17 protein-coding genes and 1 pseudogene are annotated in these 20,289 nt (G+C 68.7%); 6 read left to right on the top strand and 12 right to left on the bottom strand.

Annotated features, from left to right (window positions below):
- The coding region (locus tag AC13HU_RS01195; RefSeq protein WP_483039785.1) for a PDZ domain-containing protein at nt 1-817 on the top strand (817 nt) is incomplete at its 5' end.
- 27 nt (nt 818-844) lie between these two features.
- Here the strand turns inward: AC13HU_RS01195 and AC13HU_RS01190 are convergent.
- Both AC13HU_RS01190 and AC13HU_RS01185 read right to left on the bottom strand, forming a co-directional pair.
- Nucleotides 845-1,765 carry a galactosyltransferase-related protein gene (locus AC13HU_RS01190; protein ID WP_483039784.1) on the bottom strand — a complete coding sequence of 307 codons (921 nt, stop codon included), beginning with the start codon at nt 1,763-1,765 and terminating at the stop codon, nt 845-847.
- The gene (locus tag AC13HU_RS01185; protein WP_483039783.1) at nt 1,758-2,726 is read right to left on the bottom strand and encodes a hypothetical protein; all 969 of its coding nucleotides are present in this window, start codon (nt 2,724-2,726) and stop codon (nt 1,758-1,760) included. Before AC13HU_RS01185 ends, AC13HU_RS01190 begins: the two co-directional genes overlap by 8 nt.
- A 298-nt stretch (nt 2,727-3,024) precedes the next feature.
- On the opposite strand from AC13HU_RS01185, the gene AC13HU_RS01180 reads away from it, so the two are divergent.
- Together AC13HU_RS01180 and AC13HU_RS01175 are read left to right on the top strand one after the other, a co-directional pair.
- On the top strand, nt 3,025-3,987 hold the full coding sequence (locus AC13HU_RS01180; RefSeq protein WP_483039782.1) for a galactosyltransferase-related protein: 963 nt from the start codon (nt 3,025-3,027) through the stop codon (nt 3,985-3,987).
- Nucleotides 3,984-5,090: a radical SAM protein gene (locus AC13HU_RS01175; protein WP_483039781.1), complete on the top strand. Its 1,107-nt coding sequence runs from the start codon at nt 3,984-3,986 to the stop codon at nt 5,088-5,090. The genes AC13HU_RS01180 and AC13HU_RS01175 overlap by 4 nt, the downstream gene beginning before the upstream one ends.
- Before the next feature lie 27 nt (nt 5,091-5,117).
- On the opposite strand, the gene AC13HU_RS01170 is transcribed toward AC13HU_RS01175, so the two are convergent.
- Nucleotides 5,118-6,155: a mevalonate kinase family protein gene (locus AC13HU_RS01170; RefSeq protein WP_483039780.1), complete on the bottom strand. Its 1,038-nt coding sequence runs from the start codon at nt 6,153-6,155 to the stop codon at nt 5,118-5,120.
- Nucleotides 6,156-6,504: 349 nt separating this feature from the next.
- Between AC13HU_RS01170 and AC13HU_RS01165 the strand changes: the two genes are divergently transcribed.
- Nucleotides 6,505-8,358, top strand: a complete 1,854-nt coding sequence (locus AC13HU_RS01165) for a hypothetical protein (protein WP_483039779.1) — start codon at nt 6,505-6,507, stop codon at nt 8,356-8,358.
- On the opposite strand, the gene AC13HU_RS01160 is transcribed toward AC13HU_RS01165, so the two are convergent.
- Together AC13HU_RS01160 and AC13HU_RS01155 are read right to left on the bottom strand one after the other, a co-directional pair.
- Entirely contained in the window at nt 8,340-9,158 is an 819-nt protein-coding gene (locus AC13HU_RS01160) for a GNAT family N-acetyltransferase (RefSeq protein WP_483039778.1), read from the bottom strand. The two genes, AC13HU_RS01165 and AC13HU_RS01160, sit on opposite strands and share 19 nt — an antisense overlap.
- Nucleotides 9,155-10,021, bottom strand: a complete 867-nt coding sequence (locus AC13HU_RS01155) for a class I SAM-dependent methyltransferase (RefSeq protein ID WP_483039777.1) — start codon at nt 10,019-10,021, stop codon at nt 9,155-9,157. The genes AC13HU_RS01160 and AC13HU_RS01155 overlap by 4 nt, the downstream gene beginning before the upstream one ends.
- 234 nt (nt 10,022-10,255) lie before the next feature.
- Between AC13HU_RS01155 and AC13HU_RS01150 the strand changes: the two genes are divergently transcribed.
- On the top strand, nt 10,256-11,623 hold the full coding sequence (locus AC13HU_RS01150) for a N,N-dimethylformamidase beta subunit family domain-containing protein (protein WP_483039776.1): 1,368 nt from the start codon (nt 10,256-10,258) through the stop codon (nt 11,621-11,623).
- Nucleotides 11,624-11,707: 84 nt separating this feature from the next.
- Here the strand turns inward: AC13HU_RS01150 and AC13HU_RS01145 are convergent.
- The 4 genes and pseudogenes from AC13HU_RS01145 to AC13HU_RS01130 form a co-directional block, all read right to left on the bottom strand.
- Nucleotides 11,708-12,304, bottom strand: a pseudogene (locus AC13HU_RS01145) (HAD family hydrolase); the annotation flags it as partial.
- Nucleotides 12,305-12,307: 3 nt separating this feature from the next.
- Nucleotides 12,308-13,432, bottom strand: coding sequence for a serine/threonine protein kinase (locus tag AC13HU_RS01140; protein WP_483039775.1), 1,125 nt, complete (start codon nt 13,430-13,432; stop codon nt 12,308-12,310).
- Nucleotides 13,433-13,670: 238 nt separating this feature from the next.
- Entirely contained in the window at nt 13,671-14,432 is a 762-nt protein-coding gene (locus tag AC13HU_RS01135) for a sulfotransferase (RefSeq protein ID WP_483039774.1), read from the bottom strand.
- Nucleotides 14,433-14,659: 227 nt separating this feature from the next.
- On the bottom strand, nt 14,660-15,280 hold the full coding sequence (locus tag AC13HU_RS01130) for a TetR/AcrR family transcriptional regulator (protein WP_483039773.1): 621 nt from the start codon (nt 15,278-15,280) through the stop codon (nt 14,660-14,662).
- A 242-nt stretch (nt 15,281-15,522) separates the two neighbouring features.
- Here AC13HU_RS01130 and AC13HU_RS01125 point away from each other — a divergent pair, with 242 nt between their 5' ends.
- Nucleotides 15,523-17,067: an FMN-binding glutamate synthase family protein gene (locus AC13HU_RS01125; RefSeq protein ID WP_483039772.1), complete on the top strand. Its 1,545-nt coding sequence runs from the start codon at nt 15,523-15,525 to the stop codon at nt 17,065-17,067.
- Between the two features lie 51 nt (nt 17,068-17,118).
- Here AC13HU_RS01125 and AC13HU_RS01120 read toward each other — a convergent pair whose 3' ends face one another.
- From AC13HU_RS01120 to AC13HU_RS01110, 3 genes are all read right to left on the bottom strand, one after another.
- Nucleotides 17,119-17,958 carry a nuclear transport factor 2 family protein gene (locus AC13HU_RS01120; RefSeq protein ID WP_483039771.1) on the bottom strand — a complete coding sequence of 280 codons (840 nt, stop codon included), beginning with the start codon at nt 17,956-17,958 and terminating at the stop codon, nt 17,119-17,121.
- A 239-nt stretch (nt 17,959-18,197) separates the two neighbouring features.
- Complete coding sequence (locus AC13HU_RS01115; protein ID WP_483039770.1) at nt 18,198-19,247, bottom strand: aldo/keto reductase; 1,050 nt, start codon at nt 19,245-19,247, stop codon at nt 18,198-18,200.
- 41 nt (nt 19,248-19,288) lie between these two features.
- Nucleotides 19,289-20,236, bottom strand: coding sequence for an NADP-dependent oxidoreductase (locus AC13HU_RS01110; protein ID WP_483039769.1), 948 nt, complete (start codon nt 20,234-20,236; stop codon nt 19,289-19,291).
- Between the last annotated feature and the right edge of the window lie 53 nt (nt 20,237-20,289).

The following is a 20,289-nucleotide window of genomic DNA, read 5'->3' as shown; positions in this document are numbered from 1 at the left end:
CCACCCGCGCGTACCGGCGTGGCATGACTGGATAGGACTCGTGATGCACCCCTCCGCCCGTTCATTGCTGCTGGCCGGCATCACCACCGCCACGCTCGTCACGACCTCGTTGCCCGCCGCCCACGCGACCCCGACCGCTGTCGGCGCGGGGCCGGCCGCCGTCAACCGCGCCGGCCTCGTGGCGGCGCCGCGGATCCCGCCCCAGCAGAGCGTTCCCGAACTCGACGCGCCCGGCGTGGCCCGTACGGTCGTCTTCCCACCGGACAACCGCTCGCGTCCGGGCACCGGCAGGTTCACCGTCACCGCGCCGGACTACACGCGCATCACCGCACTGGGCATGCGGTGCGTGGACAACGGGCGTTGCTCCGTCGCCATCGCCACCGACGGCTCCACCGCCACCGCCACCCTGCCGCCCGGCCGATGGACCTTCAGCAGCCCGGTCGAGGTGACCCTCCAGGCCGGCCCCGACGCCCCGCTGCCCCGCGCCCAGTACAGCGGCACCTTCGCCGCCGGCTCGGAGACCCAGCCCCTGACGGTGATCATCACCGAGGGCGACCAGGGTGCCATCGACCTCACCCGCAAGGACGCCCCCGACAACAGCGGCGCCCTCGTCCTCAGCACCACGCCCGGCAAAGCCGCCGACAACGCGGGCATCCGCGCCGGCGACGTCATCACCTCCTTCAACAACACCCCCGTCTCCACGGCGGAGGATCTGCTCCATGCCCGGATCGGCAAGGTCCGCAAGGGTGCAACCGTCCCCGTCACCTACCGCCGGCCCGACGGCAGCAGCCGAACCGTCCAGGTCACCCTCGACTGAAGCGGCTCCGCCGCCACGCCGGACAAGTCAGGAGTCGAGCGGGAAGGGTGCCGTCCCGCGGCCGAGCCGCCGGGCGGCCCGGTCCTGCTCGATCATCGTGGCCGCACCCGACGCGAGGCGGGCAGTGTGCAACTCCTGGTTGGCCTGCTGCTCGGGCGTGCCGAAGTAGCCGGCCGGGTGCTCGAAATGGAGACAGGTCAGGGAGTGGTCGAGCTGCCAGGCACGGACGGTGGACGCGGTGGCGGAGACCTTGACCAGCAGGTCGTCGTCCTCGGCGCCCCAGCCCATGTAGGCACGGCAGTAGCCACCGACCTCGTGGAACAGCTCACGCTCCAGCAGCAGGCTGCCCCAGTGGAACGGAGTGCGCCACTGGTGGCGTCCACTCAGCGTGGGGTCGATGGCGGCGGCGGGCGGCCAGATGTTGGGGGTCAGGACGCCCAGGGAGCTGATGGCGGGCGACAGCGAGCCGACGCGCTCGTCCTCGTACGCATGGAGGGAACCGTCCGGGGCGGCCTGTGCGAAGCAGAACGGCCCTTCTCCGACGGGGACATGGTCCACCGGGGCGACCTGCCCCAGCGCCGGCGGGCCGCCGAGGAGACGGTGCATCCACGGCTGGCCGAGCACCCGGCCGTCGGCGAGCGCGAAGGCACGACTGAGGTAGTCACGGCCCAGGGGGACCAGGTCGGCGTCGGAGAGATAGAGGTATCGCGATGTCGCCTGCTCGGCGGCCGCGTTGCGCAGCAGGCCAGGCGCCCGTGCGGCCGGGTCGGCCCGGACGACACGCACCCGCGGGTCGAGGTCGGGGAGCGAAGGGACGTCTCCGGCCGTGGCGATCACCACTTCGCAGGGCACATCCTGAGCCAGCCAGGCAGCGGTCACCGCGGGGAGAAAGGCCCGGCCGTGGTGGTTGCCGTAGAGCGGGATGAGAACGCTGACCTCTTCAGGCATATCGGGCTCCCCTCAGTCCGCTCCGGGTGAATTCCAGCAGCAGTGCCTCGTGGTCGGGTGCCAGCCGGGCGCGCTCCGGCGGCGGCAGGCTCGATACGCCGAGCGTGGCCAGTGCGGCCGCCCGGACCTCCGGTGCGGCAGGGATGGTGGGGTGGGCCACCAGCCGGGACTGGCGTCCCAGGAGCAGGCAGTAGATCCAGAATTCCGAGGCGAAGTGTGGTCCGAACGACCGCTCCACGGCCGCTGCCAGATTCCTCGGCCGGTGGGCGCGGACCAGCCGCCGTATCCGGTCGGCGTCGAGCCCCAGGTAGGGCAGGGCGTCCTGCCATGCCGTGTGCCCCCTGGTCCCGAGGATTCCGTCGGGTCCCGCCACCCGGGCATGCGCCCAGCCCCGACGCATGTAGGGAAGGCCGACTGTGCGCTCGAGCACCCAACCGTGCTCGAGTGCGGTGACGGCGGCGGCGCCGGCGTCTACGCAGGGAGAGCGCCGCAGGCCCTGGCTGTCGTTCCCGCACAGGCTGTCCGCTCCGGTGTGTTCGACCAGATTGGGCACGGCCACGAGGCTCATGCGGCCGATGCCCCGCAGATAGTCCGACAGCACCTCGTCGTCCCTCGGGTCGGTGCTGGAGCCGGCGTACGAGCGGAACGTCTCCGCCATGCCGGCCGGTAGGCAGATGGCCTGGGTGGGGGTGAACTCCTCCGGTACGCAACGGACCCAGCTCGCTCCCGACAGTGCGGCAAGGCGCACGGCGGCGCCGTTGCGGGAGTTCCAGTGCGCGTAGAAGGCCAGCGGCTCGGCTGGATGGCGCCGCACCGCCCGGCGGACCAGGTCGAGAAGGTTCTCCGGGCCGTCCACATCGTCCTGGAGTACCAACTGGTGGCTCGCCCCGGGCGTCACAGCGCCCCAGGCGACCAGCGCGGTGCGCATCGCCGAGGGCGAGGAGTCCGGGTCGGGATCCACGACCACTGAATCGAGGCCCAGCTTTTCCGCGAGTCCACGGGCCTGACCAAGCCGACGAGGGTGGGTCATCACCACTGAGCTGAGGCGGATACCGGTCAACTCACGACACCTTTACTTCTCGACATAGCGACGTGGCAATGGTCACTCATCATTTCGGCACCGGGCAGGGCGCGTTCAGAGAAAACGGGCGCATCGCCGTTCGTCGAATGCATCTGATGCGCCCCCTTACCGGCTTGTCGAGAGGGTACGGATGTGTCAGCGTCTCCAGTCGTGGCGCTGCAGGCCAGAGGGGAGGCATATGACCCACGTGAGTGTGATCATTCCGCTCTACGGGGACCATCGGGCACGTCGCGTACTGAGGGCGGTAACGGAGAGCTGGCTGGCCCAAGATATAGCGTGCGAAGTGCTGGTGGTGACAGCCGGAGATATTCCGGTCGTCGTCGCCGACGCTGTCGATGATCAGCGACGGGTGCGGGTGATCAGGGCAGACCCCACCGCCCTGGCTCCCGGGCTGCTGCGCAACGTCGGAGCCGAGTTGGCTCGCGCACCGCTGCTGTATCTGTCCGACGCGGACATCGCCCCGCTCGGGCGGGACTTTCTCACCCGAGCAATCGGACTGGCAGGACAAGGGGTCCTGGCCCAGCCCTGGATGCATCGGCTCACCAACGGCCCGCTGCACACGGCAGCGGTGGAATGCCGGCCTGCCGAGGAGGACTTCCGCTGCTTCGTGGCAGCCACACCGGACGGCGTGCTGCACGGCCGGCCCGACGAGGAGATCCTGTGGAAGGTGCCGTCCGACGGCGCCGTCCGAGGAAAGACTCCGCGGGCCCGGTTGACCCGTGGACTCGGGCCCGGCTGCGACTTTCCCCCCACGAAGTCCCCCGAGGGATCCCGGAGTCCGCAGGTGTGGTGGGCCCCTTACCACTGGGGTTCCATGCTGCTGACACGGGATCTCTTCCACGCGGTCGGCGGCTACTGCCCGCAGTATCAGAGCTGGGGCGCCGAGGACGACGACCTGCTGGTGAAGGTCGCCGCCCGGGCCCCGCTCGTCCGGGGCTGGCAGGCGGATCCCTCGTGGCGCTGTCTGCACTTCGAGCACCCCGCCCCGTACCAAGGCGGCCCCGAGCATCGAGCGAACACCGCGCGCTACAACGTCCGGCGCGCCGCCGGGCCGGAGAGCATGATCGCGCAGGACCTCGGCCTCATTCCGGGCGGAACGCACACGTTGGCTCTCGAGCACAGGCAGGACGAGCACCCATGACGATTGACCGTCTCGACCTCGTGACCAAGCTGTACCAGCCGTCGGTCTGGCCGACGGTGAAGGCGGTGGCGGACGGAGACCGTTCGGCCGGCCCGCTCGTGGTCGATCTCGACCCCACCACCTTCTGCGACCTGGCCTGCCCCGAGTGCATCAGCGGAAAACTGCTCAATCAAGGCCGTTTCACAGCCGAGCGGTTGGAGCGGCTGGCGGAGGAACTGATCAGCATGAAGGTCCGAGCCGCCATTCTGATCGGTGGCGGCGAGCCACTGGCCCACCGGGGTACCCGGACCGTGCTGCGCCTCCTCGGCAAGGCCGGAATCGCCGTCGGCGTCGTGACCAACGGCACGATGATCAGGCAGAACATCGAGGAACTCGCCTGCTACGCCTCATGGGTGCGGGTATCCGTCGACGCGGGGAGCAGCGGGACCTACGGCCTGTTCCGACCCGACCGTAAAGGAGCCAGCGTCTTCGACAGGGTGATCGCGAACATGCGTCTCCTCGCGGAGGCCGGAACCGGGGCCCTGGGCTACTCCTTTCTGGTGATGACCCGGCCCTCGGCGCCGAGCGGCGGGACCGGCCAGGTGAGCAACCATCACGAGGTGCTGAGAGCTGCCGAGTTGGCCCATGACATCGGGTGCGACTACTTCGAGGTCAAGGCGATGTTCGATGAGGCGCACCACGTGGTGGGTATGGCGCCGGAGATCCTGGAATCGGTGAACTCCCAGATGAGCAGGGCAAAACGTCTGGAGAGCCGGTCGTTCAAACTGATCGACTCCTCGACCCTGCGGTCCCTGCGTCAGCACAGCGGTCCGGTGCAGCCGAAGGAGTACCAGCACTGCGGCGTCGCGGAACTCCGCACCCTGGTCACCCCGTCGGGCGTCTACGTCTGCCCCTACCACCGGGGCAATCCGCGGGCCCGGCTCGGGGACGCGGTGACGCAGGAACTGCCCGAGCTGTGGCGCGAATCCGACCGCCGGATCGTGAACCCGTCCGCCGACTGCCGCTTCCACTGCGCGAGGCACGACTCCAACGTCGAGCTGCAACGTATCGCCGCCGGCCTGGGCAGGCCGGTGATGAGCGAAGACCAGGACCCCTTCATCTGAGCCGTCGTCGGCAAGGCTCCGTCCGGATCACTCCGGCCACCCTTCTTCCTTGCGCGGAACCGCACGCGTCCGCAGCACCCGAACCCCCGGGTGTCCCGCGCTGTAGACACGTCGTAGGCGGCGCACCAGATGGTCGGCGTCAGGCTCGGGGCAGATGCCGACCAGCGAGCCGCCCCCGCCCGCCCCGCTGATCTTCAACCGCAAGCCGCTCACGTTCAGTGCGAGCCGGCGGACATCCTCCAGCAGCGGGGTGGACATGCCCTGGCTATCCCGCATCGCGCCGTGTGCCTGCCTCATGGCCGCTTGCAGGGCGGACAGGTCACCGTCGCGGATGGCCTGCCATGCGGCACCCGAGGCATGGTCGGCCGAGGCGAGATAGTCGGACAACCGCGGGTCCCCGGCGGCGACCTGGGCTCGCACCGTGCGGATGTGGTCGGTGGTGGACTTGGCCGTTGCCGAGTCCACCACGACAACCGCCCAGTCCTCGGGGAAGTCCAGCCGCTCGCGGGCCACGGGGAGCCCGGTCGGCATCCCGTCGACCAGGAGCGCGCCGCCCAGGATGACCGAGAGCTGGTCCATCCCGCCGCCGTGACAGATCTCGAACTCGAACTCGTACGTCCACTGGGCGAGTGTGCGTACGGGAACATGGTCCACCACTCGGTCCGAACCATGACCGAGGTACTCCAAGCAGGCCCGGAAGAGTCCGACGATCAGTGCCGTGGATGAGGACAGACCGCTGGCGGCCGGTGCCCGGCTGGTCACCACCGCTGCCGGCGGCGGCCCCATGCCGGCGAGCCGCGCCCGCAGAAACTCCCACACCTTCCCGGCCAGCACACTGATGTCGGTGCCGCGCGGTGCGACCGACGGACCAGGGCCGACCCGCACCGTGGTCGTCAGGTCGAGCGCGAGGCAGACCGCCCGGCCGCCGAGCCAGTCGAGATCCTCACCGGAAAGACAGGCCCGGGTGGGGGTCATCGCGGTGGCGGTCCCCGGCGGCGGTCCGTCGGGCCCCGCGGCGCATTCCTCGGACACCGGTCGATGAGCTGACGTTCCCTCGATCGTCATCACTTCTATCCATCCATCGGCACCTTCGGGGAATGCGGATTCCATTCTTGCAGCCATAACTTCCCCCGGGAAGACGCCAATTCAGCCACTCGTGGGCCACTCACAAGAAGGCCATGACGTGCGTCACGTTGACTGGAATTCTCCTGTTTCACCTCGGATACGGGGCGCAGGGCGTTGTGGCGCGGTTCGAAGTTCGACTTGCGCGCCGCTTGGGCGCTTCCGCGCGCCCCTTGCGACTATTTCGAGAACACCCCTATCGTCGGGCGGACCTCGTCAACTGCGAGCCGGGAGTATGAAGATGAGCGGCGATTCCCAGGTTTTTGCGCGTCACCGGTTGAGTGGTGTGGTGATGACCCATCCGAGCCGCTTGGAATCCGCTCGGCAGATCGTGGCCTCGGCGCCGCCCGGCGCGTTGTCGGTGGTCCTGGACCCGGAACCGGATGGGCCCGCGTCCGCACTGCGGACCGCGCTGGCGGCCTGGTCGGCCGTCCCGGACGACGCCACACACCAGCTGGTGGTGCAGGACGACATGCAACTGTCGGACACGCTCTTCGAACGCGCTCACCGGGCCGTGGCGACCATGCCCGACGCCGCCCTGGCCCTGTTCACCTTCTGGGACTCGCGCAACGGCGGCGGCGTTCGCCTGGGTGCTCTGTCCGGGGCGCGGTGGGTGGGCGCCGTCAACGAGTACACCCCGACGACGGCGCTCATCCTTCCCAGGGCGGTCGCCGCCGGCTTCGTGGAGTACGCGCAGCACCGGCTCTCCACCTGGCCTGACGACATCTTGATGTTCCGGTACCTGCGCGCCACGAAGGTACGCTCCTTCGTCGCCGTGCCGAATCTGGCCGAGCACGGTGATCTTCCCAGTCTGGCCGGAAACTCCTTCCGGGGTCCCCGCAAGTCGGCCTGCTTTCTGGCACACGACCCGAACGCCTCCACTGCCGATGAGAGCCCTGATGCCTGGGCATCAGGGGGACCGCCGATCGTGCCGTTCTTCAAGCAGGGACTGGCCCAGTGCGCGGTTCGAGTGCCGGACTCCGTACCGCCGCGCTGGCTGCACCTGACCTGCGAGCAGTACCTGACGGGGCTCGGCGTCTCCCTCGGCAGGCTCCGGTCGCGTATGGCGGAAAGCGGTCGTGGCCTGGACCCGGACGCGGCCTGGGGTACCTGGCTGACCGCGTATGTCTCGGGCCTGGTCCATCGACGTGCGGCCCACCGCGACGGCTCCGGACGTCCGGCCGATCCGGTGGTCCGCGACCTGGCGCTCGCCACCGTGGGGCCCGGCGGGATCAGCCAGCGCATGGGCCGGCAGTCGATCGATGAACTGCGGGTGAAACTGGCTGAGTTGGCGCACGACGGGGAGGCGGCGGGCATCGCGGACGCCGACGCCGACCGGCCACGCGGCTTGACGTCGAGGCGCGGCCGGATCGCTGTGGCCGGCGGCGGCACCCCGCTGGGCGAGTACATCGTCCGGGGGCTGCGCGACAGAGGCCACCGGGTCGTCTCGTACACGTCCGGCTCGAGCACGATGTCCGACTCCGTTACCGCGGTGGTGGACCTGACACGGCTCCCCTACGACCGTGACCAGCCGGAAGTCGGCTGCTCGACGGCAGAGACGGCGGGAACGGCGGGAACGGCGGGGACGGCGGAGACGTCAGAGGCACCGGGGACGCCGGAGGCACTGGGGACGTCGGAGAGCTCGGGGCGGCGACGGGTCGACCCGTCGGCGCAGGCGCAGTTACGGGTCCGCTTCGCGCCGTTCAAGGCCGACGATCCGCTGTCCGGCCATCAGGCGGTCCTGCATCCCGGCGAGTTGTACGGACCCGGCGTGTCGCGGCACTCGTTGATCGGGCGCATGGTGTCCGCGGCGCTGATCGGCCGGCCGATCGTGCTGGATGCCGACCCCCGGACGCGAGTTCGGCCGGTCCAGGTCACCGAGTTGGTCGAGCGGCTGTCGGAGATGCTCGACCGTTCCCAGGAGCGCCGCCTGACGACGTCGTTCTCCGGGGCGGGGATGACGCTGTGGCAGATCGCGGAGGCAGTGGCGCGGGCCGTCCGGCCGGTGCGGATCGAGGGGCCGCCCACCGGGCCGCAGACGTCACCTCCGGCCGCTGACACCGAGCCTTCGGCGGCCGCGGCAGCCGAACTGGCCCAGGGGCTGCACGCCTTCGCCCAGTGGCTGGCCTATGAGGCGGCCGACTGATCCACATCGGCCACCTCGCCCGCCCGGCCGCTCCATGAACTCCCGCCGCTCTCCGGCACCTCATGCACGATCCACACGCCCGGCTCCCAGTACCGGCCCCGGCCTTCGGGTCCGGTCCCGTGGTCGACCAGGAGCGGTGCCAGCCCGCCGGGAAAGACGTAGCTCCCGTCGTCCGGAAACCGCATGCCGGTCCACGACTCCCATTCCGGAACCGTGCCGGTGATGCGGGACGAACATGCGACGGCGCTTACCACCACGCCACCGAAACCGACATGCGTTCTGATCCATGGGTCGAAGGGCTGCCCGTCGTCCCGCCGCCACCGCGCGTACCGGTCGATCGGTGTCAGCGGGTACCGGTCCTTCCAGGTGGGGCGGATCGGCACGATCAGCTTGCCGACGCCGATCGAGGCGGCCAGTGAGATCATTTCCCGCAGCAGGATCCGGGAGAGCCCTTTTCCCTGGTGTCGCAGCGGAATTTCGATGCCAAGGGCACACAGCGCGTTCGGAGTCACACCTGCTTCGGCCCCGGCGAAAGCCGTCACGACGGCTTCGTCGAATCCCTGCCGCAGACCTCCGGCCGACACGTCCCATGCTCCCGGTACGGTTCGTGCAGAGGCAATGACCTCCTCCTTCTCCTGGTCGTAGAGGACCATCTGAAAACGAGCGAATTCAGCGAAGTAGCGGGGCCAGTAGAGCGGAGCGATGTCGCCGTGCAGGTTGTATTCCGGCCAGACTCCGGCCAGTTCCTCCGGCAGCCTCTTCCAGAGGTCCGGCCGGTCCGCATAGCTCAGAGTGATCATCGGGCCCCCTCCGGTTCCCGTTCCAGTTCCCAGACGATGGCCCAGGGGATTCCCTCCCACGCCGCCAGCGCTGCCTCGCTCACCTTCTCCTCGTAACCACCAGGCGTGAACATGCCGTTGAAGACAGGTTCCGTGCAGCCGCGCACCGCCAACCCGGCCCGGGCGAAGGCTTTCAGATAGTCGCTCACCAGGTGGACGTGGTTCCGGACGAAGGCGAGCCGTCGTCGGCCGCGCGCGAACATCGCCTGGCCGTGCAGGAGAACCAGCATCGGATGCAGGTCCGAGATGATCACGCGGCCGCCCACCCGGACCACCCGCGACAACTCGCCCACTCCCGCCGACAGTTCGGCGAGGTGGGTGAGCGCGAGCCCGCAGACGACGATGTCCGCTCGACCGTCGTCCACCGGCAGCCGCTCCAGTCGCCCCACCCGGAAATCGACCCCCGGCGACTTGCTCCTGGCCACCTCCAGCATTTCGACCGACTGGTCGACTCCGATGACCTGGTAGCCGTGTGCGGCGAGAGCAGCCGCGTGCCTCCCCGTTCCGCAGGCGGCGTCGACCGCGACGGCGCCCGCCGGGTCGTCCTGGAAGAAGCCGTGCACCACCGGCTCCTCCACCTGGATGATCGAATTCGGGAGGGAGTCGTAGGATTCCGCCCATGCTCCGTATCCGGTCGCGGCGTCGACTTCTTCGATGAACGATTGACCTGCCGGCGGTTTGCCCCCTGGTGGCAGGGCGAGCCGCCGCATCTCTTCCACCCTGCGACTCATGAACGAGGCATCCCGGTCGAATGGGCTGCGCAGGATCGCCAATCCCTCGATACCCAGCATCAACTCATGAAAACGGATATGGCGCGCGGTCATGGTACTCCTTCGGATCGGTCTCTTCCGTTGCCTCCCGCCGCACGGCACCGTTAAGGTGCGACGGGCAGCGGGCGGGTCTTCTTCCTTCGGCGTGGATTGCGAGGACAGGTCGTGATCGAGGGTTATCTCAATCGAGAGACCGTGACCACCGGTGGATCGGTTCGGATCCATGTATCGACGGATTCTCCGCTCTTCCGGATCGATTTCTATCGATCAGGTGAAACCATCGATCTGGTGACCACCTCCGAGTGGCGGACCGGAACGCAGGCGCCACCGCCGCCGCACCCCGATGGGCACGGGAACCTCGCCAGCCCGTCCGACGACTGGAACTGGCCGGCGTATGACTTCCCGGTTCCGGACGACTGGCGCCCGGGCATCTACCTCGCCCGGTTCGTCGAGGGCACCGCCCAGGGTCAGGCCGTCGGCCGGCCGACGGTCGCCCGGCAACGGTTGCGTGGCGCGGCAGGCACGGACCGGGAGTTCTTCATCGTCAGGCCGCGTGTGCCCGGCTCGGTCTCCCCCGTCCTGTACAAGAAGTCCACCTTCACCCGGCACGCCTACAACCTCGCCGGCCATCCGTCCCGGGAGGGGGTCGGGAGCCTGTACGAGAATCCGGTCTACCAAAGGACGCCCCTTCCCGCAGGACACAAGATCAGCATGCACCGCCCGGGAGGCGTCGACGACCTCGGCTACTGGGACGCCCCCTTCGTCGGATGGCTGGAGCATGGCGGGTACGAGGTCGAGTACTGCAGTGACCTCGACCTGCACCGAGATCCCCGACTGCTCGACAACTACCGGCTGTTGCTCAGCGTCGGACACGACGAATACTGGTCGCAGGCCATGCGCGACCACACCGAGGACTTCGTCCGGGCCGGCGGCAACGTGGCTTTCCTGAGCGGGAACACCTGCTGGTGGCGTGTTCATGTGACCGATGACGAAACGGCGTTCGTCTCCGACACCGACCATGTAGTGGACGGGGTCCATCCGCATCTGCCCGCCACCGACAACTGGTGGGCTCCCCCGCCGAGCGGCGTCGGTCGACCGGAGAACACCCTGACCGGCGTCAGCTTCCGCAACGGCGGGGAATGGCCGGGAGAGTGGCCCGGCGACCGACCGTGCCCGGGCTTCACCGTCCAGCATTCCGATCACTGGGTGTTCGAAGGCACCGGCATGTCCGACGGTGAGGTGTTCGCCGAAGGCGTTCCGCTGGTCGGGTACGAATGCGACGGTGCGGCCTTCTGCTACGACCGGCATGGCGTGGCCCGGGCAACGGGAGAGGACGGCACACCGGACTCCTTCCTGATCCTGGGCATCGCGCTCCTCCAACCGGTCAACGACCGCCTTCCCGGCATTCCACCGGGGCGCTGGTCCTCCGCATCGCGCGAACCGTCAATCACCAGCCCCCGGGCCGCCACCATGGGGATCCGCACCGAGGTGGGCACCGTGTTCACCGCTGCGACCACCGACTGGCCGAATGTGGTGGGACGGGGGCTCGATGCGACGGCCGACCGGATCACCCGCAACCTCCTGGACCGACTCGGGTTCGACGGTCTTCGGCCCGCCGACGCTGCCGGCGGCGACCAGCCCGGGCAGCTCCCGTAGATCCGAGATCCGCCGCACCGACCCGGACGGCGGATCGGCTGTCCCTCGCACCGCTGGCTCCGTACGTCGAAGATGAACCGCCGCCATGCCTGCCGCCAACGCGCCGTCCACGTCGGTGTGCCAGCTGTCGCCGACGAAGAGCGCCTGTGCCGGCCGCAGCCCGCAGCCGGCCAGCACGGTCCGATAGATCCGCGGGTGGGGTTTGCGCGCCCCTGCCCATGCGGAGCTGACCACGACGTCGAAGGCGCGGGCGAGGCCGACTTCGGCCAGGGCGGGCACCAGGTCCCAGCCCCAGTTCGAGCACACGGCCAGCATCAGGCGCCGGCGCCGCAACTCGGCGAGGACCTCGGTCACTTCCTCGTACGGGTGCAAGACCGCCCGTTCGTCGACGCGGTCCAGGTCGGCCACCAGCGCGTCGATCTTGTCGTCCGGAACTCCGCAGCCGCTGGCTCTGGTCCGTAGCCGGTCCAGCTCCCAGCGCCGGTAGGCGTCCCGGCTGCCCGAATGATCCGCGTGCTCCTCGCCGTCGGCCGGCCCGACGGCCCACTGGGAGCCCCAGGCCGCGTGGTGGGCGGCCAGGCCGTGCCGCGCGAAGACCGCGGCATGGGTCTCGGGGTGGACGGCCGTGTATGCCAGTGTGCCGAAGAAGTCGAAGATCACCGCGTCGACGGCCACGGGCATACCTCAGAACCGGCCGTACCGGCGCGGGAAGTAGTCCTCCAGCACCCCGTCGCGCTCGATGTCGACCGTGGCGCAGTGCAGCCCGCCCCCGAACGGCGCGACCGCACGGAACGGCACCGGGACCACCTCGAACCCGAATCCGGCGAGCTGGTCGGCGAGCCTGACCTCCTCCGCCTCCACGCAGATCGTGCTGGTGTCGAGATTGAACATGTTGACGGCAAGCCACGGAGTGCAGAAGGAAAGCCTCTGCTGGTGCTTCCAACTGATCGGCGGTACGGCCGGGATGACCTGCCAGTCGTTGATCTCGAAGTACTTGACCAGCTCCGGATCGGCCGGCCGCTCGCCGTTGTGCAGGACCAGGCCCGGCCGCAGCGGGACCCAGGTCGAATCGATGTGCAGGGGGTGGGTGTTGGTGAACGTCACCTCGTGCACCCGGTGGTCGGGGAAGTGCCGCCGCAGCCAGTCGTAGCCGCTTCGGTTGGTCACCAACGAGAGCTGTACGAAGAGGTCCTTGCCGAAGCGCGCGATGTCGGCGGCGTCGAACAGCGGCTCGGCCTCGGTCAGCACCAGGTCGTTCTGCCGTACCCGCTCCAGCATCTCCTCCTGCGGTACGCGGTTGTAGGCGTTCCAGAAGCCGGGCTGGTAGGAGCGGTCGGTCAGCCGCGGTTTCGGTGCGGCTTCCCAGCGCATGGCCGGGTCCGCGTCGAAGAGTGCCTGGAGGACCGGCCGGTAGCAGAGGTACTCGAACCACCGGCTGCGGTAGCTCATCGTCGCTTCCAGGATCTCCTGGCCGACGGTGATCAGTACGTCCCGCGGCGGCATGCAGCCGAACATCGAGTCCTGCTGCCACTCCGGGGTGGACACGGCCCGGCTGAAGTCGAGGGGCTCCGGACGGTCGACCCGGACGCCCCGGCTCTCCAGCAGCCGCGCGAAGTTGTCGAGTTGTTCGTTGGCCTCGGCGGTCATCTCCTCGGGAATCGGACCGTAGCTGCCCAGCGGGAAGCCGTCCTCGGGAAAGTCGCGCTGAATGGCCGGTTCAGGGGCCTGCACCATCGTCCCGTCGGCCCGGCCGACGATGGTGTGGCGGAGCGGGTCCCAGCCATTCCACGAATTGACTCGCAGTGTCAACTGTCACGCCTTTCATCCGGCAATCGGGCAATCATCGCCGGGAGACGCTCGGGAACGACAGCGTCCGTAGGGGGCGCGAAGTGGCGTTCGCGGGGCGTGCAAAGTGCGCGGCGCACCGTGTTGCACTCAGGGGCGCGGGCGGCGCAGCGGGTCCGGACCGGTTGACGCCCCACGGTGGCGACGACCCTCCCACTCCGTCCGGCAGCCGGGTCCGGGTGTCCTGCGTGCGGCCGGGCCCCTACTGGAAGTAGCGCGCGTATTCCGTCGCTGCGAAATGCTCCCGCAGTTGCGGGTAGTTGCTGATGGTGGCGGCCAGGGGGCGATTCTCCTGGCGCAGCAGCGGACTGCCCGAGGTCTCCATCGGCGGCACGCCGAGAAACGAGTGGACCGCTTCCAGAACGACCTGGGGGTTCTGCGTCAACTCCTCGTACCAGATCCACAGATACTGCTCGACGGGGAACGTACTCCGTACCCGCTGGTAGAAGTCCTCGGCGGCCTGGAACCGTCGCAGGCACCCTTCGGGAGTGAGGTGGACGACCGGCGGGGGTGGTGCTGGATCCCCGCTGTCCGCGGGCACCGACCAGCGGCCAGTGGCCTTGGCCTGTTGAAGGGAACGATAGGCCGCCAGTTGATTCCGGCGTTCCAGGACCAGCACTTTCATGCCTGGCAGTTGCGACAGGCTCTGCATGGTCCTTTCTCGAAGCGGTTCCTGCAACTGTCTCGAAAGGATCTTGCATCCGACCGCGAGGATGTCCTGTTTCGGCCCTCTGCGGTGGCGGCGGCTGTAGGCCAGGTCGATCAATGCGGCGTCGGTCAGCCGCGTTCGGTCGCCGTGCGGCCACATCGTGTCCTGCGGATTGAGCACCTCCCCGTTGGAGGCGATGCGCGGATGCTCGTCGAGCAGTTCGACCAAGTACCAGGACCCGGACCGGGCCATGGACAGAATCACGAACGGAACCGGGTCGGCGTCATGCGCTTGAGCAGGGTTGTCTGTATTCATCGCACACCTCAACACTGATCGCTTGCGGATCGGCGGAAAGCGGGAAGGAACTGCGTACGCCACGTCGACACGTGCGGACATCGTGTCCATGCTGCCCCCACGAGCGACGGCGCTCCACCACCGGACTTGATGAGGTGATGTCGGTGCCGTTCGCCTGACGGCGGCGGCCTGGCTACGGTAGATCACCGGCAGGCGGTGGAGTTCGCGCTCGAACCCGCCGAGGTCGCCTACGAGGAGTCGGCCATCGACCCGTCGGGCCGGATGACGCCGAAGAGGGACCCCGCCGCACGTGCGAAGACATGCGGATCCTGTGGGCCGAGCAGGAGTTCTTGCAAGATGAAGCCGGGGAGCATGGAGAAGAGCGGACGAGCAGCTTCTTCGGCGTCGAGTTCGGCAGGGAGTGTACCGGCGCGTTGGTGATGGCGCACCAATTCGGCCAGACCGTCGTTGAGTTTCCGGTAGCGGTCGGCCAGGAGCGCGTGGATGTCCGGGTTGCGCAGGGACTCGGCCCAGACCTGGACCGCCAATGCCGGGAGATTCACTCCCTCGATGTTCGTTTTGGCGATGTTCCTGTTCAGGATCTCCTCGATCGCTTGCGGAAGCGACGGAGGCGTATCGCTCGTCAGTATGTTGTCCAGGGCGTCGATCAATCCTTGCAACACCTCTGCGGCGGCGGCGGCCACCAGCTCGTCTTTGCTCCGGAACCACCGGTACATGACGCTCGGTGAGACGTCTGCCTCCGCGATGATGTCATCCATGGTCGCCGCGTGGAATCCGTCGCGGGCGAAACACCGCCACGCCCCTTTGAGGATCTTCGAGCGCCGGCGTTGGATGTATTCGTCACTCACTCTGGGCATGCGTCCAGGATGGGGGCGGGGTCGGCGTCGCCCGGGGACGGATCTGAGCGGGCACCCCGGCTCCCCGACACCGGATGGCACATTTCGCGACAATCCGGGGCACAACTCTTGCCGATGCGGTGCCATGGACACCCCGGCACTGACCAAACATTACCGTACGTTACCGTTAATGCTCACCACCTTGTGGCAGCTCGTCGCCCAAGGAATGTCCAGCATCGAGGAGAGAAACGTTCATGCGCGCCCGGAGTATCGGTGCAGCCGCCGCGACAGCAATGGCGTTGGTGGTCGCACGCGACCTCATCCAGAAGAAGCACGCACTGCTCCGGAACTTCCCGGTGGTCGGGCACGCCCGGTACCTGCTGGAGAGGATCGGGCCGGAGCTGCGCCAGTATGTGGTGACCTCCAACGAGGAGGAGCGCCCGTTCAGTCGTGACCAGCGCACCTGGATCTACGCGTCGGCGAAGGAGGAGAACAACTACTTCGGGTTCGGGACCGACGTCGACATCGAGCACGTCCAGGGGCACGCCTACCTGAAGCAGCGCACGTTCGCCGACACGCTGCCCGACACGGGGAACCCGCAGGCTCCACTGCCTTCGGCCAAGGTACTGGGCGGGCCGCGCGGGCGGGCCAAGGCGTTCCGACCGGCGAGCGTGGTGAACGTCTCGGCGATGAGCTTCGGATCGCTGTCCGGTGCGGCGATCACGGCGCTCAACAAGGGTGCGGCGCTGGCGGGCGCCATGCAGAACACGGGCGAGGGCGGTCTTTCGCCGTACCACCGCAATGGCGGCGACCTCGTCCTTCAGATCGGTACGGCCTACTTCGGCTGCCGCGACGCGGACGGCAGCTTCAACCTCGACAAGCTCAAGGAAGTGGTCGCCGGCGCCCCGGTCAAGGCGATAGAGATCAAGCTCTCCCAGGGCGCCAAGCCGGGGTTGGGCGGGATGTTGCCGGGCGCGAAGGTGACCCCGGAGATCGCCGAGATCCGCGGTATCCCGACCGGCCAGGACTGCATGTCCCCCTCCCGGCACACCGCGTTCAAAGACGTCGACTCGATGCTCGACTTCGTCGAACTGCTCGCCGCCGAGACCGGTCTGCCGGTCGGGGTCAAGAGCGCCGTGGGAGAGATGGACTTCTGGCAGCAACTGGCCATGCTGATGGCGCGTGGTGACCGTGGTGTCGACTTCGTGACCATCGACGGCGGCGAGGGCGGCACCGGGGCGGCTCCGCTGATCTTCACCGACTCGGTGTCGCTGCCGTTCCGGATGGGCTTCTCCCGGGTCTACGGCACCTTCGCCGAGGCGGGGTTGACCGACAGCCTGACCTTCATCGGCTCCGGCAAGCTCGGGCTGCCCGAGAATGCCGCGGTCGCCTTCGCCCTGGGCGCCGACATGATCAACGTGGCCCGCGAGGCGATGCTGTCGATCGGCTGCATCCAGTCGCAGAAGTGCCACACCGACAAGTGCCCCACCGGCATCGCCACCCAGAACCCGTGGCTGGCCCACGGCATCGACCCGACCTCGAAGGCTGCCCGGGCCGCTGTGTACCTGCGCACCCTGCGCAAGGAGCTGATCAAGGTCTCTGCGGCTGTCGGCGTCGCCCACCCGGCACTGATCACAGCCACCGACGTCGAGATCATGAACGGCGACTACGAGGCCCGTACCCTGGCGAGCGTCTACGGCTACAAGGACGGCTGGGGCGAACTCGGCCCGCACCTCGCCGACGAGATCACCTCCCTGCTCGCCACCAAGCCGACCTCCGTCCAGAAGCCGGCGGTCTGACCCCGGCGGCGCGACGAGCAGCCCGCCCTGCTTGCAGGGCGGGCTCTCACATCACGCAGTGATCTGCGGGCAACCCAAGGCATCGGCCAGTGCATCGAAACCGCTGACGAGCACGTCGCATGCGATGGGTGCGGGGTTCTCCGCGACGTGACGCCTCAGCGAGCGCCCAGCGAGGGGACGAGGACGGTCCCCCACCAACCCGTGGGCGAGAAGCCCTCGATCACCGGCTGCCTGCCGGGTCAGAAGCCAGCGCCCGTCGTCCTCGCGACGGAACTCGTCCCGCCAGCGTCCCCAGTGATCCGGCTGGGCCAGATGCGTGTACACCGTGAAGAAGCTGTCGGACTTCGCCGCAGTGGGGCCGGTGAAGTCGATCTGCGTAGAGGTGATGTGGTGCCTGACGAAGGTGGGCTCTTCGTGGCCGTCGACGATGTGGTGGATCTGGCCGGGAGAGAACACCCTGCCGTCATGAAGAATGAACTCGCCATCAGGGACGAAGAGTTCACCCATCGCGGCCCAATCCGCCTCCTCCACCGCCAGGTTCGCGTAGCGGTGCAGAACTTCGGTGATCTCAGAGCGTGCCACGCTCCGTTCGATCGCGGCACTGCCGTACTCCTTGACGAACGGCGGCGCCGTCGCGGACTCACTGCCCGTCACACCGGCGCCCGCCCCGCCGAAGAATCCGACGATCGCGTCCCGGCCGCGGAAGACGCCCATGTGGCCGTGGTCCAACACGGCGTCGGCCGTGAACAGGTCGGCTGCATCCTCTTCCCATTCGTTGCTGTTGATCAGCTCGTGGTACCGGTTGCGCAACCGGTGCAACTCCTCGATGTCCTCGAGGAGCGCGAGCCGGCGCTCGATGTCCGCGAGGCGTGCCGCTGCCGAGTCGTTCATGATGTCCCTTCCTCTGCTCTCCGAGATCTTTGACAGCCCCGTCGCCTCGTTCTGGTGCTCCCACCGCACTCGGCGGTTCGACGCAGTCCGGAGCGGGCACGTCGGGCCGAAGAAGACTGACGTCCCGTCAGGTACGCGCGACGCCGACCTGCCGAATCGCGAACTGCCCGGGCCATCACCGTCCGGAGACCGCCGCACCGTTCCTGACCTGCGTTGAAGCGGCCGGTGCGGTTACGCCCTCAGCTCGCGGGCGCGAACTGGGGAAGGCGCGCCATGACGGCCTGGATCTCCTTCTCGTCGGAGACGCCCTGGAAGTCGTAGCGCGGGGTGTAGGGCGCTTCCAGCTCGCGGATCTCCTCCTCGCTCAGCGCGATCTCCAGCGAGCCGACCGCGTCGTCGATCTGCTGGGTGGTGCTCGCGCCGACGAGCGGGGCGGTGACGGCGGGCCTGCTGTGCAGCCAGGCGAGCGCGACCTGCGCGCGCTTGACGCTGTGGGCTTCCGCGACGCGGCCGACGGCATCGACGATTTCCCGGTCCGACGCCTCGGTCGCCGGGGTGTACAGCATGTCGGCGAACCCGTCATTGCTGCTGCGCGCGGTCGACTTCGCGTCCGACCAGGCGCGGGCGAGGCGGCCGCGGGCCAACGGGCTCCAGACGATCGTGCCGACGCCCTCGTCCAGACACAGCGGGATCATCTCGCGCTCTTCCTCACGGGCCAGCAGGTTGTAGTGGTCCTGCATCGACACGAAGCGGGCCCAGCCGTGCTCGCGCTGCAGGTGCCGCGCCTTCGCGAACTCCCAGGCCGGCATGGACGACGCGCCCAGGTAGCGCACCTTGCCTGCCTTGACCAGATCGTGCAGCGCCTCGAGGGTCTCCTCCAGGGGGGTCGCGTGGTCGTTGCGGTGGACCTGGTACAAGTCGATGTGGTCCGTGCCGAGGCGTTGCAGGGAATGGTCGACCTCGGTCACGATCGCCTTGCGGCTCAGGCCCCTTCCGTTCGGGCCTGAACGCGTCGGGTTGCGCAGCTTGGTCGCGATCACGACGGCGTCGCGATCGGCGAAGTCCCGCAGCGCTCGGCCGAGGATCTCCTCGCTGGAACCCTGCGAGTAGACATTGGCCGTGTCGAAGAAGTTGATGCCCTGCTCGAGCGCGTACTTGACGAGCAGGCGACTGTCGTCCTCGCCCAGCGACCAGACCGGGTGCCCGCGGCCGGGCTCGCCGTAGGTCATCGCACCGATCGCGATCGGCGAGACATCAAGTCCCGTGTTTCCCAGCTTGACGTACTCCACGATGGTCCTCTCGATTCGAGGTGGGGATGCGAATGCGGCGCTCAGATGCGCACGGTCGTCTTGCCGCGTGCGCCGCCGGCCATGTTCCGGGCCAGCTCCCGCGGAACCTGTTCCAGCGTGATGTCCTGCCGGATCGGGACGCTGATCCTGCCGGACGCAGCCTCGGCGGTGATGCGGGCGAGCAGGTCCGGCTTGTCCCGCATCATGAAGTTGCTCACGGCGATCCGCTCCGAGGCCAGCAGTTCCGGCGACGCGGTCAGCGTCGCGGACACCGCCGCGCCCCGGTCCCGTACCAGCCCCGCGTACCGCGCGAAGCGGGCCGTGTCCCGAGTGAGGTCGAGTACGGAGTCCACCCCGTCCGGGTGGTCCGCACGGACCTGCTCGACCACGTCGACGGCGGTGTAGTCGATCGTCCGGGCGGCGCCGAGTTCGTGGAGCCACTGGTCGGCGTCGGCCCGGGCGGTGGCGATCACCTGCGCTCCCCGCTCGGCCGCCAACTGGACGGCGAACACACCCACCCCGCCGGTGGCGCCCACGATCAGGATCGACTGCCCGGCCTCGATGCCGATGGAGTCGAGCGCGCCGAGCGCGGTCATGCCGGCGGTCGGCAGCGCCGCGGCGACCTGGGCGGACATCCCGTCCGGCACACGTTGCAGCGCGCCGCTCGCCGGGAACTGCGAGACCACCACGTACTCGGCGAACGTGCCGCTGCCCAGCGGTGCGCGCAGGAACTGTCCGTGCACCGCATCGCCGGGCTCGAGCCCGCTCACCCCCTCGCCCGCTTTCGTCACGCGGCCCGCACCGTCCACGCCCAGTACGAGAGGGAAGGTGGCGGGCATGGGCATCCGGCCCTCGGCGATGCCCGCGTCGATCGGGTTGAGCGACGCCGCCTCCAGCTTGACCAGAATCTCTCCCGGCCCCGGGCACGGTACGGCCAGGTCCATCAGTTCGGGCGTGTCACCGGTCTTCCGTACCGCGACTGCTCGCATGGCGCGTCTCTCCTGTTCGGTCGGCTCTCCTTGCGTGGCACTCACCACTCAAG

This window comes from Streptomyces sp. NH27, from assembly GCF_056859195.1.
The sequence above is the reverse complement of the archived record's forward strand: the minus strand, read 5'-3'. Positions and strand labels throughout refer to the sequence as shown.